The sequence below is a fragment of the Pseudomonas sp. TH31 genome (assembly GCF_016650815.1).
Classification (GTDB): Bacteria; Pseudomonadota; Gammaproteobacteria; order Pseudomonadales; family Pseudomonadaceae; genus Aquipseudomonas.
On sequence record NZ_JAEKEZ010000029.1, the window covers coordinates 550595 to 568032 of the forward strand.

Here is a 17438-nt window from a genome sequence, read left to right on the forward strand (position 1 = left end):
GGCTCGGGCCGCGATTGGACGGAGCAGTCGTGGGATCAGGCGCCGCGGTATACCGGTTAGTTCGAGTCGCCAGGATAGGCGACTGCTCCGTCCGATCGCGGCCCGAGCCAAACGCAGGCTTCGCCAGCTGCTACAAGGGAGAAACACCACCATGCTCAGTCAACCTCGTACGTTATATCTGCTCACCCTGCTCGCCTTCCTGAACCTCAGCGGCTGCGCATCCTGGTTCAGCAACGACGAACCGGATCCCCAGGTACATCTGGTCAAGGTCGAGGTGGTGCGGGCCAAACTGCTGGAGCAGAAATTCCTGCTGCACTTTCGCGTCGACAACCCGAACGACAGTGACTTGACCGTGCGCAGCCTCGAATACCGCATTTATCTGGGCGACATGCTGCTGACCGAAGGCGAGCACGAGCACTGGTTCACCGTCGGCCCCAAGCACAGCGCCTATTTCAAAGTGCCGATTCGCACCAACCTGTGGCCCAAGGTCCGGGACGTGGTGAAAATGCTGAAAAACCCCAGGCAACCTGTGCCCTATCGTCTGGAAGGTGAATTGGAAACCGGTTTATTCATCGCGCACTACGTGCACCTGGCGCGCAATGGCGTGATAATCCCCGCCGATTTAATTCCGGAGTAAACCCGATGACCCAGCAACCCCATGTCCATGGCCCAGACTGCAACCACGATCATGACGATCATGCCCACGACCAGCATGATCACGACCATGGCCATGTCCACGGCCCGAACTGCGGCCATGCCCACCAGGAACCGGTGCGCAACGCCCTGAAAGACGTCGGTCGTAACGACCCGTGCCCATGCGGCAACGGCAAGAAATTCAAGAAGTGCCACGGCGCTTGATGCTTCGGGCGAAGATCGTCTTCGCCCGTTGAATCGCCATCGCGAGCAGGCTCGCTCCCACATTTGATCGGCGCCGTACACAGCCGTTGTGCGCACAGCAGATCCCCTGTGGGAGCGGGCTTGCTCGCGAATACGGTCAATCATTCAACATTTATGTCGACTGACCCGGCGCCTTCGCGAGCAAGCCCGCTCCCACCTTTGATCTGCGGCCACCACAGGTTCCTGTAGGAGCGAGGCTTGCCCGCGAAGAACGTTGACGCGGTGAGACTGAGTGACCGAGGCGCCCTTTTCGCGGGCAAGCCTTGCTCCTACAGGGATTTCAGTCAGCCTTCAAAATCTGTGAGCTGCTGACGACTGTCGCGTACTCGCCCTGCAAATTCCCCAGAGACATGGCATGCACCTCCTCGGCTGAACGGGCAGTGCCGAAAAAATCAGCCTTGTCGAAGGTAAAGCACGCATCCTCCACCACCCACGCATCAAACCCCAGATTGCCGGCCGTTCGCGCCGTGGACTCCACCGAGTTGTTGGTTGCCACGCCAACGATGATCAGTTGATCAATCCCCGCCTCGCGCAAAACCGCCTCCAGCCCCGTGGTACAAAACGCATCCGGCACCTGTTTCTGAATCAGTTGCTCACCGGCCTTTGGCTGAAACCGTTCCTGAAATTCCACGCCGGATTGCTGCGGCCAGAACACCGACTCCGGGGAGCGAGACAGGTGCTGCACGTGAATCACTGGCCGCCCGGTTCGACGCCAAAACGCCAGCAAATCGAGGATTCGCGCCTCGGCCTGAGGATTATTCCGACGCCCCAGCTTCGGATGCAGGATGCCTTTTTGTTGATCAATGATGATCAACGCTGCGTTGGTGTTGAACTCCATGCTGACTTTTCTCATGTCGGGTCATTGAATTTCACGCACTTCAGCATCACCTCCTCCTACAGGCAAGCTCTCCAGTGCAAACAGGACGACCTAATGCGAGCGGTTGCTGTCCGTATCTAACGACGTCTATTTTTTGGAGCACTCCATGATCGACCTGTATTACTGGACCACCCCCAACGGCCACAAAATCTCGATATTCCTCGAAGAGGCCGGCCTCAAGTACGACGTGCACCCGATCAACATCAGCCAGAACGATCAATTCAAACCTGAATTCCTGAAGATTTCGCCGAACAACAAAATCCCGGCCATCGTTGATCATGAGCCGGCCGATGGCGGCGCGCCGTTATCGCTGTTCGAATCCGGGGCGATTCTGTTGTACCTGGCGGAGAAAACCGGCAAGTTCCTGCCCAAGGACCTGCGCGGGCGCCAGCAAGCGCTGCAATGGCTATTCTGGCAGATGGGCGGCCTGGGGCCGATGGCCGGGCAGAATCATCACTTCAGTCAGTTCGCGCCGGAAAAAATCCCTTACGCGATCAAACGCTACATCGACGAAACCACCCGCCTCTATGGCGTGCTCGACAAGCAGCTGGCGAGCCATGAATTCGTCGCCGGCAGTGAGTACAGCATTGCTGACATGGCGATTTACCCGTGGATCGTTTCCCACAAGTGGCAGAGCCAGGACCTGGAAGACTTCCCCAACGTGTTGCGCTGGTTCAACCACATCCAGAACCGCCCGGCGACGGTGAAGGCGTATGCGATTGCGGCGAAGGTCAACCCGCCCAAGTCCTGATTTCAGGCCAGGAAGATCAACAGATCGCAGCCTTCGGCAGCTCCTACACGGGATTGGTGTTCCTCCTGTAGGAGTTGCCCAAGGTTGCGATCCTTTGCGTTTATCCGACAAAACCTGAAATAACCCCGCGCCCCGCTTGCGCGGCCACCTCCTGCTCACTAACGTAGCGCCTTTATTGTGTTACTACCCCCGCAGGAGCTTTGCCATGGCCTCGCCAGCCCTTACACATTTTCTTCCCCGGTTCGGCGTTGCCGCAGCAGTGGCCGGTGTTTTGAGCCTGACCGGTTGTCAGACCTGGAACACCCAGGACACCCTCCCGCCGACCTCTGGCGTACAGCCGCTCAAGGGCCTGGCGCAGAACGTTTCGGTTCGACGCAATGCCATGGGCATGCCGTTGATCGAAAGCAACAGCTTCCACGACGCGTTGTTCACCCTCGGTTACGTACACGCCAGCGACCGCATTACCCAAATGGTGACCATGCGCCTGCTGGCCGAAGGACGCCTGGCAGAAATGTCCGGCCCGGACCTGCTCGACGCCGACCGCTACATGCGCGCCGTCAATCTGAAGAAAAGCGCCGGCGAGCTGTACAAGGCGTCATCGCCACGGCTCAAGCGCTTCTTCGAAGTCTATGCCCGGGGCGTCAACGCTTACCTGTTCCGCTACCGCGACAAGTTGCCGGCAGACCTCGCTGCTACCGGCTACAAGCCTGAATACTGGAAGCCGGAAGATTCGGCGCTGATTTTCTGCCTGTTGAATTTCAGCCAGTCGGCCAACCTGCCGGAAGAAATTTCCTCGCTGGTACTCGCCCAAACCGTCAGTACCGACAAGCTCCCATGGCTGACACCGTCCGCGCCCGACGAAAAACTGCCGTTGGCCGAAGCGGAAAAACTCCAGGACATCAAGCTCAACGGCGCGATCCGGGCCTGGCCGAAATCACCAAGGCCACCGGGCAACTGTCCGACCTGAACCTGCTGGGCGCCACCTCGTCGAATAACTGGGCGATCGGCCCGCAACGCAGCCGCAGCGGCAAAAGCCTGCTGGCCAGCGACAGTCACGGGCCGATGGGCGTGCCGTCGCTGTACAGCTATGTGCAGATCCGCGCGCCGAAATACCAGGCGGCGGGCGTCAGCATTGCCGGTCTACCGATGGTGCTGGGCGGTTTCAACGGCAAAGTGGCGTGGAGCATGACCACGGTCATGGGTGACAACCAGGACCTGTTCCTGGAAAAAATCAAACGCCAGGGCAATGGTCTTTCCTACGAAGTCAGTGGCAAATGGCAGCCGGTGGGCGTGCGTAACGAAACCTACTTCGTCAAAGGCCAGCGGCCGATTCGCGAAGCGGTGTACGAAACCCGCCATGGGCCCCTGCTCAACAGCGCCCAGGGCCTGGCGATGGCCAATGGTTTCGGCCTGGCCTTGCAGACCCCGAGTTTCACCGACGACAAGACCCTGGACGCGTTTTTCGACCTGTCTCGGGCCCAGACCGTAGAGAAAGCCTCGGACGCCAGCCGTGAAATCCGCGCCATCGCCCTGAACCTGGTATTTGCCGACGCCAGCAGCATTGGCTGGCAAGTCACCGGTCGTTACCCGAACCGCCGTGAAGGCGAAGGCTTGCTGCCATCGCCTGGCTGGGACGGTCGCTACGATTGGGACGGTTACGCCGACCCGATGCTGCACCCGTACGATCAGGACCCGGCCCAAGGCTGGCTCGGTACTGCCAACCAGCGGGTCATTCCCCATGGTTACGGCATGCAGTTGTCCAACTCCTGGGCAGCTCCGGAACGTGGCGAACGTCTGGCGGAACTGGCCGGCGTCGGCAAGCACGACACCCGCAGCCTGATCGCCATGCAATACGACCAGACCACCACTTTCGCCGCAAAACTGAAGAAAATGTTTGAGGCTCCGGGCATGTCCCAACCGCTGAAACAGGCGATCGAAGCGCTGCCGGTGGCCGATCGTGGCAAGGCACGCGAGGCGTTGACGCGTTTGATGGCGTTCGACGGCAAGCTCAGCCCGACCTCCGCTGATGCAGCGATTTATGAACTGTTCCTGCAAGAAAGCATGAAGCAAATCTTCCTTGACGAACTGGGCCCGGAAACCAGCCCGGCGTGGAAAGCCTTTGTCGCCAACGGCAAGTTGTCCTATGCGGCTCAGGCCGATCACTTGCTGGGGCGCGAAGACAGCCCGTTTTGGGATGACATTCGCACACCGCAGAAAGAAGACAAACCGGCGGTCCTCGCCCGTAGCCTGGCGGCAGCGATCACTGCGGGGGACAGTCAGTTGGGCGGCGATCACAAAGCCTGGCAGTGGGGCAAACTGCACCGCTACGAGTGGAAAAATGCCAGTGGCCAGACCGTGCGCGGGCCAGTGGCGGCCGGTGGCGATCACACCTCGCTGAACACAGCGGCATTCGCTTGGGGTCAGGACTTCAGCACCACGCTGGTGCCGTCCATGCGCTTTATCGTCGACTTCGGCCAGGCCGAACCGCTGATGGGCCAGAACGGTACGGGCCAGTCCGGCAACCCGGCGAGCCCGAACTACCTCGACAGCATCGATCCGTGGCTCAAGGGCCAGTACATGAGCCTGCCAATGCAGCCGCAGAACTTTGACAAGGTGTATGGCAAGGCGCGGTTGACGCTTACACCGGGCAAGTAAGGTTTAACGCCCATACCCTGTGGGAGCGAGCCTGCTCGCGAAGAGGGTGTGTCAGATAAAATTATTTTGACTGACGCACCCTCTTCGCGAGCAAGCCCGCTCCCACAGTTTTTTGCGCCAGCTTGAACCAAGATGGTGCAGCATTTTTCCGGCGCCCATTTTCGTGCACAAATGCGTCATAACCTTTTCTTTAATCACCTTTTAAAACGCTTGTTCGGGACTCTGGTTCGGAAATTGCTACTTTCATTAGGTCTTACGCTTTCCAGTAACAATAATTCTGCGCCACAAGCGCTCATATTGGTTCTTAGGGATTGAATAATGAAAAAAGCATTGCTGACCCTTTCTGCACTGGCGTTGTGCATGGCTGCCGGCTCCGCGCTGGCCAAGGAATACAAAGAACTGCGTTTTGGCGTTGACCCTTCCTACGCACCGTTCGAGTCCAAAGCGGCCGACGGCAGCTTGGTGGGCTTCGATATCGATCTGGGTAACGCGATCTGCGCCGAGCTGAAGGTCAAGTGCAAATGGGTCGAAAGCGATTTCGACGGCATGATTCCGGGCCTCAAGGCCAATAAATTCGACGGCGTGATCTCTTCGATGACCGTCACCGAAGCCCGCTCGAAAGTCATCGACTTCTCCAGCGAGCTGTTCTCCGGTCCGACATCCTTCGTGTTCAAGAAAGGTTCGGGCGTCAGCGCCGACATCGCTTCGTTGAAGGGCAAAAAGGTCGGTTACGAGCAGGGCACCATCCAGGAAGCCTACGCCAAAGCCGTGCTGGACAAGGCTGGTGTGACCACTCAGGCCTACGCCAACCAGGATCAGGTCTATGCGGACCTGACCTCTGGTCGTCTGGATGCCTCGATTCAGGACATGCTGCAAGCCGAACTGGGCTTTTTGAAGTCGCCACAAGGCGCCGATTACGAAGTCAGCAAGCCAGTTGATGATCCGCTGCTGCCAGCCAAAACGGCTGTCGGTATCTCGAAAGGTAACAAAGACCTCAAGGCACTTCTTGATAAAGGTATCAAAGCGTTACACGACGATGGCACCTACGCCACCATTCAGAAGAAACACTTTGGCGATCTGAATCTGTACAGCGGCAAATAATGCCCGGCGCCCATCTCGCGATGGGCGCTTTTTTTACTCGATCAGGTTGCTGATTTATGTTCGAAAACCTCTTACAAAACCTGGGGCTCTCAGCCTTCAGCCTCAAGGGCTTCGGTCCTTTGCTGTTGGAAGGCACCTGGATGACCATCAAATTATCGGTGTTGTCGCTTTTAGTGTCCGTGTTGCTCGGACTGCTCGGCGCCAGTGCCAAACTGTCCAAAGTCAAACTGCTGCGCGTACCCGCGCAGGTCTACACCACGCTGATTCGTGGGGTGCCGGACCTGGTGCTGATGCTGCTGATCTTCTACAGCCTGCAAACCTGGCTGACGACGCTCACCGAGTACATGGATTGGGAATACATCGAAATCAACCCGTTCAGCGCCGGGGTCATCACCCTGGGCTTCATTTACGGCGCGTACTTCACTGAAACCTTCCGCGGGGCGATTCTCTCCGTACCGCGTGGCCAGGTTGAAGCCGCCACCGCTTATGGCCTGAAACGCGGCCAACGCTTTCGTCTTGTGGTGTTCCCGCAAATGATGCGTTTCGCCATGCCAGGCATCGGCAACAACTGGATGGTGATACTCAAAGCCACTGCCCTGGTCTCGATCATCGGCCTTGCCGATCTGGTCAAGGCTGCGCAGGACGCCGGTAAAAGCACCTATCAACTGTTCTACTTCCTGGTGCTGGCAGCGCTGATCTACCTGCTAATCACCAGTGCCTCCAACTTCGTCCTGCGCTGGCTTGAACGCCGCTACGCCGCCGGCTCCCGGGAGGCCGTACGATGATCGAACTCTTGCAGGAATACTGGAAACCCTTCCTTTATACCGACGGTTACCACATCACCGGCCTGGCCATGACCATGTGGCTGCTCAGCGCCTCGATCTTCATCGGTTTCCTGGTGTCGATCCCGCTGTCCATTGCCGGGTTTCCCCAGCTTCTACATTCGCTGGCCGGTGCAGTTCTATACCTATCTGTTCCGTGGTACGCCTCTCTATATCCAGCTGCTGATTTGTTACACCGGGATCTACAGCCTGGCCGCCATCCGTGCGCAACCGGTGCTGGACGCGTTCTTTCGCGATGCGATGAACTGCACCATCCTGGCCTTCGCCCTGAACACCTGCGCCTACACCACGGAGATTTTCGCCGGGGCGATCCGCAGCATGAACCACGGTGAAGTTGAAGCGGCCAAGGCCTACGGTCTGACAGGCTGGAAGCTCTATGCCTACGTGATCATGCCGTCAGCCCTGCGTCGCTCGTTGCCTTATTACAGCAACGAAGTGATTCTGATGCTGCACTCGACCACCGTGGCGTTCACCGCGACCATCCCGGACATCCTGAAAGTCGCCCGGGACGCCAACTCGGCGACCTTCCTGACCTTCCAGTCGTTTGGCATTGCCGCGCTGATCTACCTGAGCGTTACCTTTGCGCTGGTCGGTTTGTTCCGCCTCGCCGAGCGCCGATGGCTGGCCTTCCTCGGGCCGACTCACTAGGATTTTCTTCAGATGCGCCACCAGAAACATGACTTGCTGGCCCCGCTGCCGGGGACCGCACGACAGATCCACAGCTTTCACTTCGGCCCGGCCAACGTCGCGGGCAAGGTCTACATCCAGTCGTCCCTGCACGCCGATGAAATGCCCGGCATGCTGGTCGCCTGGCACCTCAAGCAGCGTCTGGCGGAGCTGGAAGCCGCCGGCCGCCTGCGCAGCGAAATCGTGCTGGTGCCTGTGGCCAATCCGGTCGGCCTGGAACAGGTATTGATGGATGTGCCTCTGGGCCGCTACGAGCTGGAGAGCGGGCAGAACTTCAACCGCTGGTTCGTCGACTTGAGCGAAGAAGTCGGCAATGAGATCGAAGGCCAACTCGGCGATGATCCGCAGCACAACCTCACACTGATTCGCACCAGCCTGCGCAACGCCCTCGCCCGCCAGACTGCCGGCACCCAACTGCAATCCCAGCGCCTGACCCTGCAACGGCTGGCCTGTGACGCAGACATGGTGCTCGACTTGCATTGCGATTTCGAAGCGGTCACACACCTTTACACAACGCCCGAGGCCTGGCCGCAGGTCGAGCCGCTGGCGCGCTACATCGGTGCCGAGGCGAGTTTGCTGGCCACCGACTCTGGCGGTCAGTCGTTCGATGAATGTTTCACCCTGCTCTGGTGGCAGTTGAAGGAACGCTTTGGCGAGCACTTCAATATTCCATTGGGCAGTTTCTCGGTCACCGTCGAGTTGCGCGGCCAGGGCGACGTCTATCACCCGCTGGCCAGCGTCGACTGCCAGGCGTTGATCGATTACCTGATTCACTTTGGCACGATTGCCGGCGACCCCGTGTCTTTGCCCGAACTGCCCTACCCAGCCACCCCGCTGGCCGGTGTGGAACCGGTGGCCACGCCGGTGGGCGGGTTGCTGGTGTTCGCCGCAGTGCCTGGGCAATACCTGGAAGCCGGGCAACTGATCGCCGAAGTCATCGACCCGATCCTTGACCGCGTCACCCCTATCCATTGCACCGCTGCCGGGCTGATGTACGCCCGTTCGCTGCGACGCATGGCCACCGCCGGCATGGTGATCGCCCACGTCGCGGGCACCGAAGCCTATCGCAGCGGCTACCTACTTTCGCCTTGAGGATGCATGCCCCATGTACAAACTGACCATCGAAGGCCTGCATAAAAGCTACGGCGATCATCAGGTGCTCAAAGGCGTTTCGCTCAAGGCCAGGACCGGCGACGTCATCAGCCTGATCGGCGCCAGCGGCTCGGGCAAAAGTACCTTCCTGCGCTGCATCAACTTCCTCGAACAACCCAACGACGGCGCGATGAGCCTGGACGGCCAGAACATCCGCATGATCAGCGATCGCCACGGCATGCACGTGGCCGATCCCGATGAATTGCAACGGATCCGCACGCGCCTGGCCATGGTGTTCCAGCACTTCAACCTGTGGAGCCACATGACGGTCCTGGAAAACATCACCATGGCCCCGCGCAGGGTGTTGGGTTGCAGCAAGGAGGAAGCCGAAGATCGCGCGCGTCGTTATCTGGACAAAGTCGGTTTGGCCGCTCGTGTGGCAGATCAATACCCGGCGTTTCTTTCTGGTGGCCAACAGCAACGGGTGGCTATTGCCCGCGCCTTGGCGATGGAACCGGAAGTCATGCTGTTCGACGAACCGACCTCGGCACTCGACCCGGAGCTGGTGGGTGAAGTACTCCGCGTGATCCAGGGTTTGGCTGAAGAAGGCCGGACCATGATCATGGTGACCCACGAAATGAGCTTCGCCCGCAAAGTCTCGAGCCAGGTGTTGTTTCTGCACCAGGGTCTGGTGGAGGAAGAAGGGGCGCCGGAGGATGTGTTGGGGAATCCGAAGAGTGAGCGGTTGAAGCAGTTCCTCAGCGGTAATCTCAAATAACACGTCCCCCTGTAGGAGCAAAGCTTGCTCGCGATGACGGCGGTACATTCACCGTCGATGTGAATGGTAAACCGCTATCGCGAGCAAGCTTTGCTCCTACAAGGTAACCACAGGTATCAGGCAACCGGCGCCGGAGGCGGCTCGTCCGGCAGGGTGGGCTCGCCGGGCTCGGTGGGTTGTTCGTTGGGGGTATCGGGATCAGGCTGGCCGGGGATGCCCCCTGCCATGCTGATGGGCGGATGTGCCAACAAGGACCAGGCCAAAACGCCAATCTGATTGGGCTCAAGCCTTGCCAGTTCGGCACTTATTCGGGGATCGATCTTCATAGAGCACTCCTGAGCAATGGCCCGGTCCGCTGTACGCGAACCGGGCAGTACACCCAATAGAGTGTCTACCCGCCCAGGAATTCCCGCGAACTGCCAGATGAATGGATCAGGTGCGCGGCAAGGTCACGCCGCGTTGGCCCTGGTACTTGCCGCCACGGTCCTTGTAGGAGACTTCGCACTCTTCGTCGGATTCGAAGAACAGCATCTGTGCCACGCCTTCGTTGGCGTAGATTTTCGCCGGCAAGGTGGTGGTGTTGGAGAATTCCAGGGTCACGTGACCTTCCCACTCAGGCTCGAGCGGCGTCACGTTGACGATAATGCCGCAGCGCGCGTAAGTGCTTTTACCCAGGCAGATGGTCAGTACGTTGCGCGGAATGCGGAAGAATTCGACGGTGCGGGCCAGGGCGAAGGAGTTCGGCGGGATAATGCAAACATCGCTGGTCACGTCGACAAAGCTCTTCTCGTCGAAGTTCTTCGGGTCGACGATCGCCGAGTTGATGTTGGTGAACACCTTGAATTCACCGGCGCAGCGCACGTCGTAGCCGTAGCTCGACACACCATAGGAAATCAGCCGCTCGGCACCTTCGCCGCGCATCTGGCGCTCGACGAACGGTTCGATCATGCCGTGCTCTTGCGCCATGCGGCGAATCCACTTGTCCGATTTGATGCTCATGGCGGGGTGTCCTGAATAGCGAGGTGGAAAAATTCTGTCCGGCATCTTACTAGGCGCGCGCCTCGGGTTCAAAGTGCGAGGCATAATTCTCGGCAATCCCCCCTGATTCCCGGGCCTTTGGGCCGATCCGATGCACCGTCAGTCACGAAAACAGAGAAACCTTCGCAGGAAACATTGGCACGTCCCGGAAAAAGGGTTAAGGTGGCGCCACTGTGCTGCTTGTGTCACTGAGAATCTCTACACGATATGTTGAATTTCGATCCAACCATCTACAAGAATTTTTCCTGCTCTTTGCACTCAGTCTCGGCCAGGGTTCTTCCTGCGTCGCAGTTATCTTTGTTCAAGGAGTTACACCATGTCTAATCGCCAAACTGGTACCGTTAAGTGGTTCAACGATGAAAAAGGCTTCGGCTTCATCACTCCACAATCCGGTGACGACCTGTTCGTTCACTTCAAAGCTATCCAATCCGACGGCTTCAAAAGCCTGAAAGAAGGCCAACAGGTTTCTTTCATCGCTACCCGCGGTCAGAAAGGCATGCAAGCTGAAGAAGTACAAGTTATCTAACTTGTACTTGCTTTAGTAAAAAGCCCCGCCCTTAAAAGCGGGGCTTTTTTGTGCCCGTTTGTTTTTTCGGCACACAAAAAAATCGCAGCCTTCGGCAGCACCCACACGCGCGTAGGAGCTGCCGAAGGCTGCGATCTTTTGATCTTGCCTTTTGATCTTCCAGCGTATTACCAGGCCACGCCAAACCCTGCGGTATAACGGGTCTTGTTCAAATCAGCATCATTGGTCCCGCTGATGATGTCCCGCTCGGCCTTCAGGTTAAGCGAAGCCCAATCCGTCACCTTGTAGCGCAACCCCATCTCGGCATCGAGCGCGTAGTCGGCCACGCCGGACAGCGGCTTGCCCAGCTCGCCATTGGTGAAGAACTCGACCTTTTTGCCAATCAGGTAGCGGTTGTAGTCCCACTTCATGGCCACGGAATAGAAGTTGTCCTTGCCACCATCCCTGTATTCGTAATCGGTGCGGTTGAGCAGCGAGCCGAGCGAGAATGCACCCAGCTCGTTATCCCAGAACTGATACCCCGGACCTGTACCCACTACGCGCTGACGGGCCAACTCTTCAACGTGGTCGCTTTTGTAATTGAGTCGACCTTGCCAGAACCAGTTATCCGTCAGGAATCGGTCGAGGGAGTATTCGGCACGCCAGTTGTCGGTAGTGACCTCGCCATCCTGGAATTCCCGGTTGTACTCGCCCTCCGCCGTATGGCGCCAGCGACCATGCCGGGCCGAGGTCTTGAAGCCGACATCGTAGTCGTCGGTGTCTTTCTCTGCGCGCTGGTAATCCAGCGCCATGTCGACATTGCCCTTCCACACCAGGTCTTCGACCACAGGCTTGGGTTTGAGGATCTGCTGGATACTCGCCAGCTCGACAGTTTTCGGCGCCTCGCCATTGGCCAAGGTGACTTTACCGTCCTCGGCCGCCTTTAATGATTTGGCTTTCTCGCCGTTATAGGCATCCTGCTTGACCAGCAATTCCTGATCGCTTTCCAGGGTTTTGACCTGCTTCCAGTCAATCGGTACAGCACCGGCATAGGCCGTCTGGATCAACAGTTTTCCGCCATCGAACAGGGTGATCTTGCCACTCAACTTGTCACCGTTTTTCAACCACACGGTGTCGGCGAGCAAAGGAGTGGAAGCACTGAAAACGGCGAGGCACAGCAAGGTTCTGGACAACATAAGCGAATCAAAGGCTCTGGCTTGCGAAAAAATTCGGAATTATCCGAAGGAATAAAGCGCTAGCAAGGACTGACCCGACTATTTCTATTGAGTTCATTTCTCAATTGACAGGCCAGGGCTTAATCTACTGACAGCAAAGTGAATTTCTTCAGGAACCTCGGACGTGACAGACACGACCACCGAAACCGAAAGCCCAGCCCAAATCCGACGCACGGCACTCTACCTGACGCTGGCTCAAGTGCCTGAGGGTAAAGTCGTGAGTTACGGACAACTGGCCGAACTGGCCGGCCTGGGCCGTGCCGCTCGCTGGGTCGGACGCACATTGAGCCAATTGCCCGGAGACACCAGGCTGCCCTGGCATCGCGTACTGGGTGCCGGCGGTCGGATCAGCCTGCCCGTCGGCAGCCCTTCAGGGGATGAGCAACGCGCGCGTTTACGCACCGAGGGCATCAGTATCCTGAACAATCGTGTTGATATTCAGCGTCATGGCTGGCGCCCGGTAGAGCACAGCGGTTAGAGTGCGCGCTTTGTTTCCGTAATCTTGAGGCAGACTTCAACCCATGCCCCGTAAAACCTGGCGCGCCGCGCTCGCCGCCTATGCCAGCCCTTCAACACTCGTGCTGTTGCTGCTTGGTTTCGCCGCTGGCCTGCCCTATATGCTGGTGTTTTCGACGCTGTCGGTCTGGTTGCGTGAGGCCGGTGTGGCCCGTGAAACCATCGGCTATGCAAGCCTGATCGGTTTGGCCTACGCCTTTAAATGGGTGTGGTCCCCGCTGCTCGATCAATGGCGCCTGCCATTACTCGGAAAACTCGGCCGCCGACGCTCCTGGCTGGTGCTGGCTCAATCGCTGGTGATCCTGGGTCTGATCGGCATGGGCTTCTGCGACCCGCAAAAGCACCTGTCCTGGCTGATTGCCATTGCCGTGGTCGTCGCTTTCGCCTCGGCAACGCAAGACATCGCGGTAGACGCCTATCGCCTGGAAATCGCTGAAGACAGTCGTCAGGCTGCGCTGGCCGCCAGCTATATGTCCGGCTATCGGATCGCGGCGTTGCTGGCTACCGCCGGCGCACTGTTCTTCGCGGAAGGCTTCGGCTCTACCGGCTTCAACTACCAGCACTCGGCCTGGACCGGTACCTATGTGCTGTTTGGTGCCTTGATGATCCCGGCGCTGCTCACCACCTTTTTTATGCGCGAACCGCCGGTGCCACTGCGCACTCAGCTACAGGCCGGACGCTACAGCTTTGCGCATCAACTGATGTCGGTGTTTGTGCTGATCGTGTTGCTGGTATCCGTGCCGGCCATGTTCACCCAGATCTATAACACTGACTTTGCCAGCGTGCTGTTCGGCGGCGTAAGCCTGCTTGACCTGCTGCTCGAAGACCGCGCCTTCCTGCGCGCGATCCTTTACACCCTCCTCACCGCCCTGTGCCTTTCGACCATGGGTCGCCGCGGCCTGGCGCCGGTGCTTACACCGGTCAACGACTTTATCCTGCGCTACCGCTGGCAGGCCTTCCTGCTGCTTGGCCTGATTGCCACCTATCGCATGTCCGACACGGTCATGGGGGTAATGGCCAACGTGTTCTATATCGACCAGGGCTTTACCAAGGATCAGATCGCCGGCGTCAGCAAGATCTTCGGCCTGATCATGACGCTGCTCGGCGCCGGCATGGGCGGCCTGCTGATCGTACGTTTCGGCATCCTGCCGATCCTGTTCATCGGCGGCGTGGCCTCGGCCGGTACCAACCTGTTGTTCGTGATGCTCGCCGACATGGGCGCCAACCTGCAGATGCTGATTGTCACGATCTCTCTGGACAATTTCAGCTCGGGCTTGGCGACCTCGGCGTTCGTCGCCTATTTGTCGAGCCTGACCAACCTCAAGTTCTCGGCCACCCAGTACGCCCTGCTCAGCTCGATCATGCTCTTGCTGCCGCGCCTGATCGGCGGTTACTCCGGGGTCATGGTGGAGAAGTTCGGCTACCACAACTTCTTCATCATCACGGCCCTGCTCGGCGTTCCGACACTGCTGCTGATCGCGCTGCACTGGTATCAGGAAAACCGCCGCGCAGGCCCCACGCCAACGCCCGAACGGGTACAAGCCCCGATCGCGGAAGAGTCGTAGGAAACGTCCCGAAGGGCTGGAGAAATCCGCCCTTGCGGCCTCACCGCCGGCCGCACTTCTGTACGTCAGCAGATCTCGCCCGTACAATGCTCCGTCATTTCTCGTCATCAGCAACCGACAACGGCCAACCATGCGCACCAGTCAATTTTTGCTCGCCACACAGAAAGAAACGCCTTCCGACGCGGTCGTGATCAGCCACCAGCTGATGCTGCGCGCCGGCATGATCCGCAAACTCGCCTCGGGCCTTTACACCTGGCTGCCGATGGGCTTGCGAGTCATGCGCAAGGTCGAAGCCGTCGTTCGTGAAGAAATGAACGCCGCCGGCTCGCTTGAAGTGTTGATGCCAAGCACTCAACCGGCTGAGCTGTGGCAGGAATCCGGTCGCTGGGAAGAGTACGGCCCGGAGTTGCTGCGCTTCAAGGATCGTCACGGTCGCGACTTCTGCGCCGGCCCGACCCACGAAGAAGTGATCACCGACCTGATGCGCAACGAGTTGAGCAGCTACAAACAGCTGCCGATCAACCTGTATCAGATCCAGACCAAATTCCGTGACGAAATCCGTCCACGCTTCGGCCTGATGCGCGGTCGCGAATTCATCATGAAGGACGCCTACTCCTTCCACGCCGATCAGCCATCGCTGCAGGTCACCTATGACCGCATGCACCAGGCTTATTGCAACGTGTTCACTCGCCTGGGCCTGAAGTTCCGCCCTGTTGAAGCCGACAACGGCTCCATTGGCGGTGCCGGCTCCCACGAGTTCCACGTACTGGCCGAGTCCGGCGAAGACGATATCGTGTTCAGCAATGGCTCCGACTACGCCGCGAACATCGAGAAAGCCGAAGCCGTACCGCGCGAAACTTCCCGCGCTGCGCCTGCCGAAGAGCTGCGCCTGGTCGACACCCCGAACGCCAAGACCATTGCGCAACTGGTCGAAGGCTTTGGCCTGCCGATCGAAAAAACCATCAAGACCCTCGTGGTTCACGCCGAAGAAGCAGGCAAGTTGATTGCCCTGATCATCCGTGGCGACCATGAGCTGAACGAAATCAAGGCTGCCAACCAGCCAGGCGTTGCCAGCCCGCTGGTCATGGCCTCCGAATCCGAACTGCGCGATGCCATTGGCGCTGGTGCAGGTTCGCTCGGCCCGTTGAACCTGCCGCTGCCAATCATCATCGACCGTTCGGTCGAGCTGATGAGCGACTTCGGGATCGGCGCCAACATCGACGACAAACACTACTTCGGCGTGAACTGGGAACGCGACCTGCCGGTTCCGACCGTGGCCGACCTGCGTAACGTCGTGGCCGGCGACCCAAGTCCGGACGGCAAGGGCACCCTGGAAATCAAGCGCGGCATCGAAGTTGGGCACATCTTCCAGCTGGGCAACAAGTACAGCAAAGCGATGAAGTGCGAAGTGCTGGGCGAGAACGGCAAGCCGGTCACCCTGGAAATGGGTTGCTACGGCATCGGCGTGTCCCGCGTGGTGGCTGCGGCCATCGAGCAGAACAACGACGACAAAGGGATCATCTGGAGCGACACCCTCGCGCCATTCCAGATCGCTTTGGTGCCGCTGCGCTACGATAACGAGCAGGTTCGCGAAGCCACCGACAAGCTGTATGCAGAACTGACTGCGGCCGGTTTCGAAGTGCTGCTGGACGACCGCGACAAGAAAACCAGCCCAGGCATCAAGTTCGCGGACATGGAGCTGATCGGCATTCCTCACCGGATCGTGGTCAGTGACCGCGGCCTCGCCGATGGCAATCTGGAGTACAAGAGCCGCACCGAGGCCGAGGCGCAAGCGTTGCCGGTCGCTGACGTGCTGTCCTTCCTCCAGGCCCGTATCCGCCGCTGACACCAGATAGAGAAGTCATGTTCAAGCGAAACACCTTAGGCCTCGGTGGTGCCGCACTTTGCGGCACCCTGCTGGTCAGCGGCTGTGCCAATCAGATGTCACAACGCAGCGAGCACGAGGAACGGGTCGAGCGCAAATTGCTCGATCACAGCCTGCAGATCGATGTCGGTGAGCCCAAGGTGCTTGAGCTGCCGCAACGTCGGGTGAAAATCCACGAGCAAAAAACCTTCGAAGTGACTGAATTCGAAGTGACGCGTCGCTACGACCGCTATACGCCCTACCAGCCCTGGCGAGAAATCTATGAGATCCCGCTGGGCATGGTCGCGATAGTGGCCGGCGCCGGCGCAAACGTGGCCAACGTGTTTGCCTTTGGCACCTTGCCGGACAGTGTGACGAAGGACTGGCTGAGCTACGGTTTCGCCGGGATCAACCCGTTCATGAACGTGCAGTCCCACGGTCGCGCGCAGCAAAACCTGGCTGGCATCGACGAAGTCCAGCGTGATAAACGCATGGAATACTCGAGCCTGCCCTGGAGCGAACGCCCGGTGCAGGTCAAGGCCGGCAAGGACACCTTCGAACTGACCACCGACAAGAACGGCGTATTGCGCCTGAACCTGTTGGACAGCCCATTCGCCGAACATGACATCAATCATCTGACCCGACTGTTGATCACGGTCGAAGATGGCCAGGACGATGTGCACACCGACTCGTCCCTGGCGATCAGCAGCACCTTGCGCAGCAAGCTGCTCGAAGCGCACGGGCTGATTTACGACGACCTCGAAGACGACGAAGTGAGCCAGTGGGTACACCGGGTCAAACGCTTGTCGGAACTGGGTCTGGAAGAAGAAGCCAGCGAGCTGGAACAGAGCCTGATCGAACTGACTCGCAACGATCCTGAACTGCAGACCGAATTCCTCAAGTCCTTGACCAGGGATGCGGGGCGACTGGTGGCGGATCCGGGGCCGAATTAACCGGCCTTAAAAGATCGCAGCCTTCGCCAGCCCCTACACTGGAACGCGTTCCTCTGTAGGAGCTGCCGAAGGCTGCGATCTT

The 17438-nt window shown here is 58.9% G+C and carries 16 protein-coding genes and 2 pseudogenes; 14 read left to right on the forward strand and 4 right to left on the reverse strand.

The genetic code is table 11. The features are described from left to right. Positions 1-151 precede the first annotated feature (151 nt). Both JFV26_RS21965 and JFV26_RS21970 read left to right on the forward strand, forming a co-directional pair. Positions 152-637 carry an LEA type 2 family protein gene (locus JFV26_RS21965; RefSeq protein ID WP_201195402.1) on the forward strand — a complete coding sequence of 162 codons (486 nt, stop codon included), beginning with the start codon at positions 152-154 and terminating at the stop codon, positions 635-637. Between the two features lie 5 nt (positions 638-642). Beyond that, on the forward strand, positions 643-858 hold the full coding sequence (locus tag JFV26_RS21970) for an SEC-C metal-binding domain-containing protein (RefSeq protein WP_201195404.1): 216 nt from the start codon (positions 643-645) through the stop codon (positions 856-858). A gap of 319 nt (positions 859-1177) precedes the next feature. On the opposite strand, the gene JFV26_RS21975 is transcribed toward JFV26_RS21970, so the two are convergent. Beyond that, entirely contained in the window at positions 1178-1735 is a 558-nt protein-coding gene (locus tag JFV26_RS21975) for a cysteine hydrolase family protein (RefSeq protein ID WP_201195877.1), read from the reverse strand. Between the two features lie 145 nt (positions 1736-1880). Here JFV26_RS21975 and JFV26_RS21980 point away from each other — a divergent pair, with 145 nt between their 5' ends. From JFV26_RS21980 to JFV26_RS22010, 7 genes and pseudogenes are all read left to right on the forward strand, one after another. Then, complete coding sequence (locus JFV26_RS21980) at positions 1881-2525, forward strand: glutathione S-transferase N-terminal domain-containing protein (protein ID WP_201195406.1); 645 nt, start codon at positions 1881-1883, stop codon at positions 2523-2525. 205 nt (positions 2526-2730) lie between these two features. Beyond that, a pseudogene (locus JFV26_RS21985) lies at positions 2731-5180 on the forward strand (penicillin acylase family protein). 318 nt (positions 5181-5498) lie between these two features. Next, positions 5499-6281, forward strand: a complete 783-nt coding sequence (locus JFV26_RS21990; RefSeq protein ID WP_201195407.1) for a transporter substrate-binding domain-containing protein — start codon at positions 5499-5501, stop codon at positions 6279-6281. A gap of 56 nt (positions 6282-6337) precedes the next feature. After that, entirely contained in the window at positions 6338-7066 is a 729-nt protein-coding gene (locus JFV26_RS21995; protein WP_201195408.1) for an ABC transporter permease, read from the forward strand. Then, positions 7063-7771: pseudogene (locus tag JFV26_RS22000) on the forward strand (ABC transporter permease). Before JFV26_RS21995 ends, JFV26_RS22000 begins: the two are co-directional and overlap by 4 nt. 12 nt (positions 7772-7783) lie before the next feature. Beyond that, positions 7784-8902 (forward strand): succinylglutamate desuccinylase/aspartoacylase family protein, encoded by a 1119-nt coding sequence (locus tag JFV26_RS22005; RefSeq protein WP_201195409.1) that lies wholly within the window; start codon positions 7784-7786, stop codon positions 8900-8902. Between the two features lie 13 nt (positions 8903-8915). After that, positions 8916-9680, forward strand: a complete 765-nt coding sequence (locus JFV26_RS22010) for an ABC transporter ATP-binding protein (RefSeq protein ID WP_201195410.1) — start codon at positions 8916-8918, stop codon at positions 9678-9680. 116 nt (positions 9681-9796) lie between these two features. On the opposite strand, the gene JFV26_RS22015 is transcribed toward JFV26_RS22010, so the two are convergent. Continuing rightward, the gene (locus JFV26_RS22015) at positions 9797-10006 is read right to left on the reverse strand and encodes a hypothetical protein (protein WP_201195411.1); all 210 of its coding nucleotides are present in this window, start codon (positions 10004-10006) and stop codon (positions 9797-9799) included. 106 nt (positions 10007-10112) lie between these two features. Then, the gene (gene dcd / locus JFV26_RS22020) at positions 10113-10679 is read right to left on the reverse strand and encodes a dCTP deaminase (RefSeq protein ID WP_054047011.1); all 567 of its coding nucleotides are present in this window, start codon (positions 10677-10679) and stop codon (positions 10113-10115) included. A gap of 355 nt (positions 10680-11034) precedes the next feature. Here dcd and JFV26_RS22025 point away from each other — a divergent pair, with 355 nt between their 5' ends. Further along, positions 11035-11244: a cold-shock protein gene (locus tag JFV26_RS22025; RefSeq protein ID WP_002554837.1), complete on the forward strand. Its 210-nt coding sequence runs from the start codon at positions 11035-11037 to the stop codon at positions 11242-11244. A gap of 167 nt (positions 11245-11411) precedes the next feature. Here JFV26_RS22025 and JFV26_RS22030 read toward each other — a convergent pair whose 3' ends face one another. After that, a complete protein-coding gene (locus JFV26_RS22030) occupies positions 11412-12419 on the reverse strand; it encodes a DUF481 domain-containing protein (protein WP_201195412.1) in 1008 nt (335 codons plus the stop codon). A gap of 163 nt (positions 12420-12582) precedes the next feature. Between JFV26_RS22030 and JFV26_RS22035 the strand changes: the two genes are divergently transcribed. From JFV26_RS22035 to JFV26_RS22050, 4 genes are all read left to right on the forward strand, one after another. After that, positions 12583-12936 (forward strand): MGMT family protein, encoded by a 354-nt coding sequence (locus tag JFV26_RS22035; RefSeq protein ID WP_201195414.1) that lies wholly within the window; start codon positions 12583-12585, stop codon positions 12934-12936. A 43-nt stretch (positions 12937-12979) separates the two neighbouring features. Continuing rightward, on the forward strand, positions 12980-14539 hold the full coding sequence (locus JFV26_RS22040) for an AmpG family muropeptide MFS transporter (RefSeq protein ID WP_201195416.1): 1560 nt from the start codon (positions 12980-12982) through the stop codon (positions 14537-14539). Between the two features lie 130 nt (positions 14540-14669). Next, positions 14670-16385, forward strand: coding sequence for a proline--tRNA ligase (locus JFV26_RS22045; RefSeq protein ID WP_201195417.1), 1716 nt, complete (start codon positions 14670-14672; stop codon positions 16383-16385). A 17-nt stretch (positions 16386-16402) separates the two neighbouring features. Further along, positions 16403-17356 carry a hypothetical protein gene (locus JFV26_RS22050; protein WP_201195420.1) on the forward strand — a complete coding sequence of 318 codons (954 nt, stop codon included), beginning with the start codon at positions 16403-16405 and terminating at the stop codon, positions 17354-17356. The last annotated feature ends 82 nt before the right edge of the window (positions 17357-17438 follow it).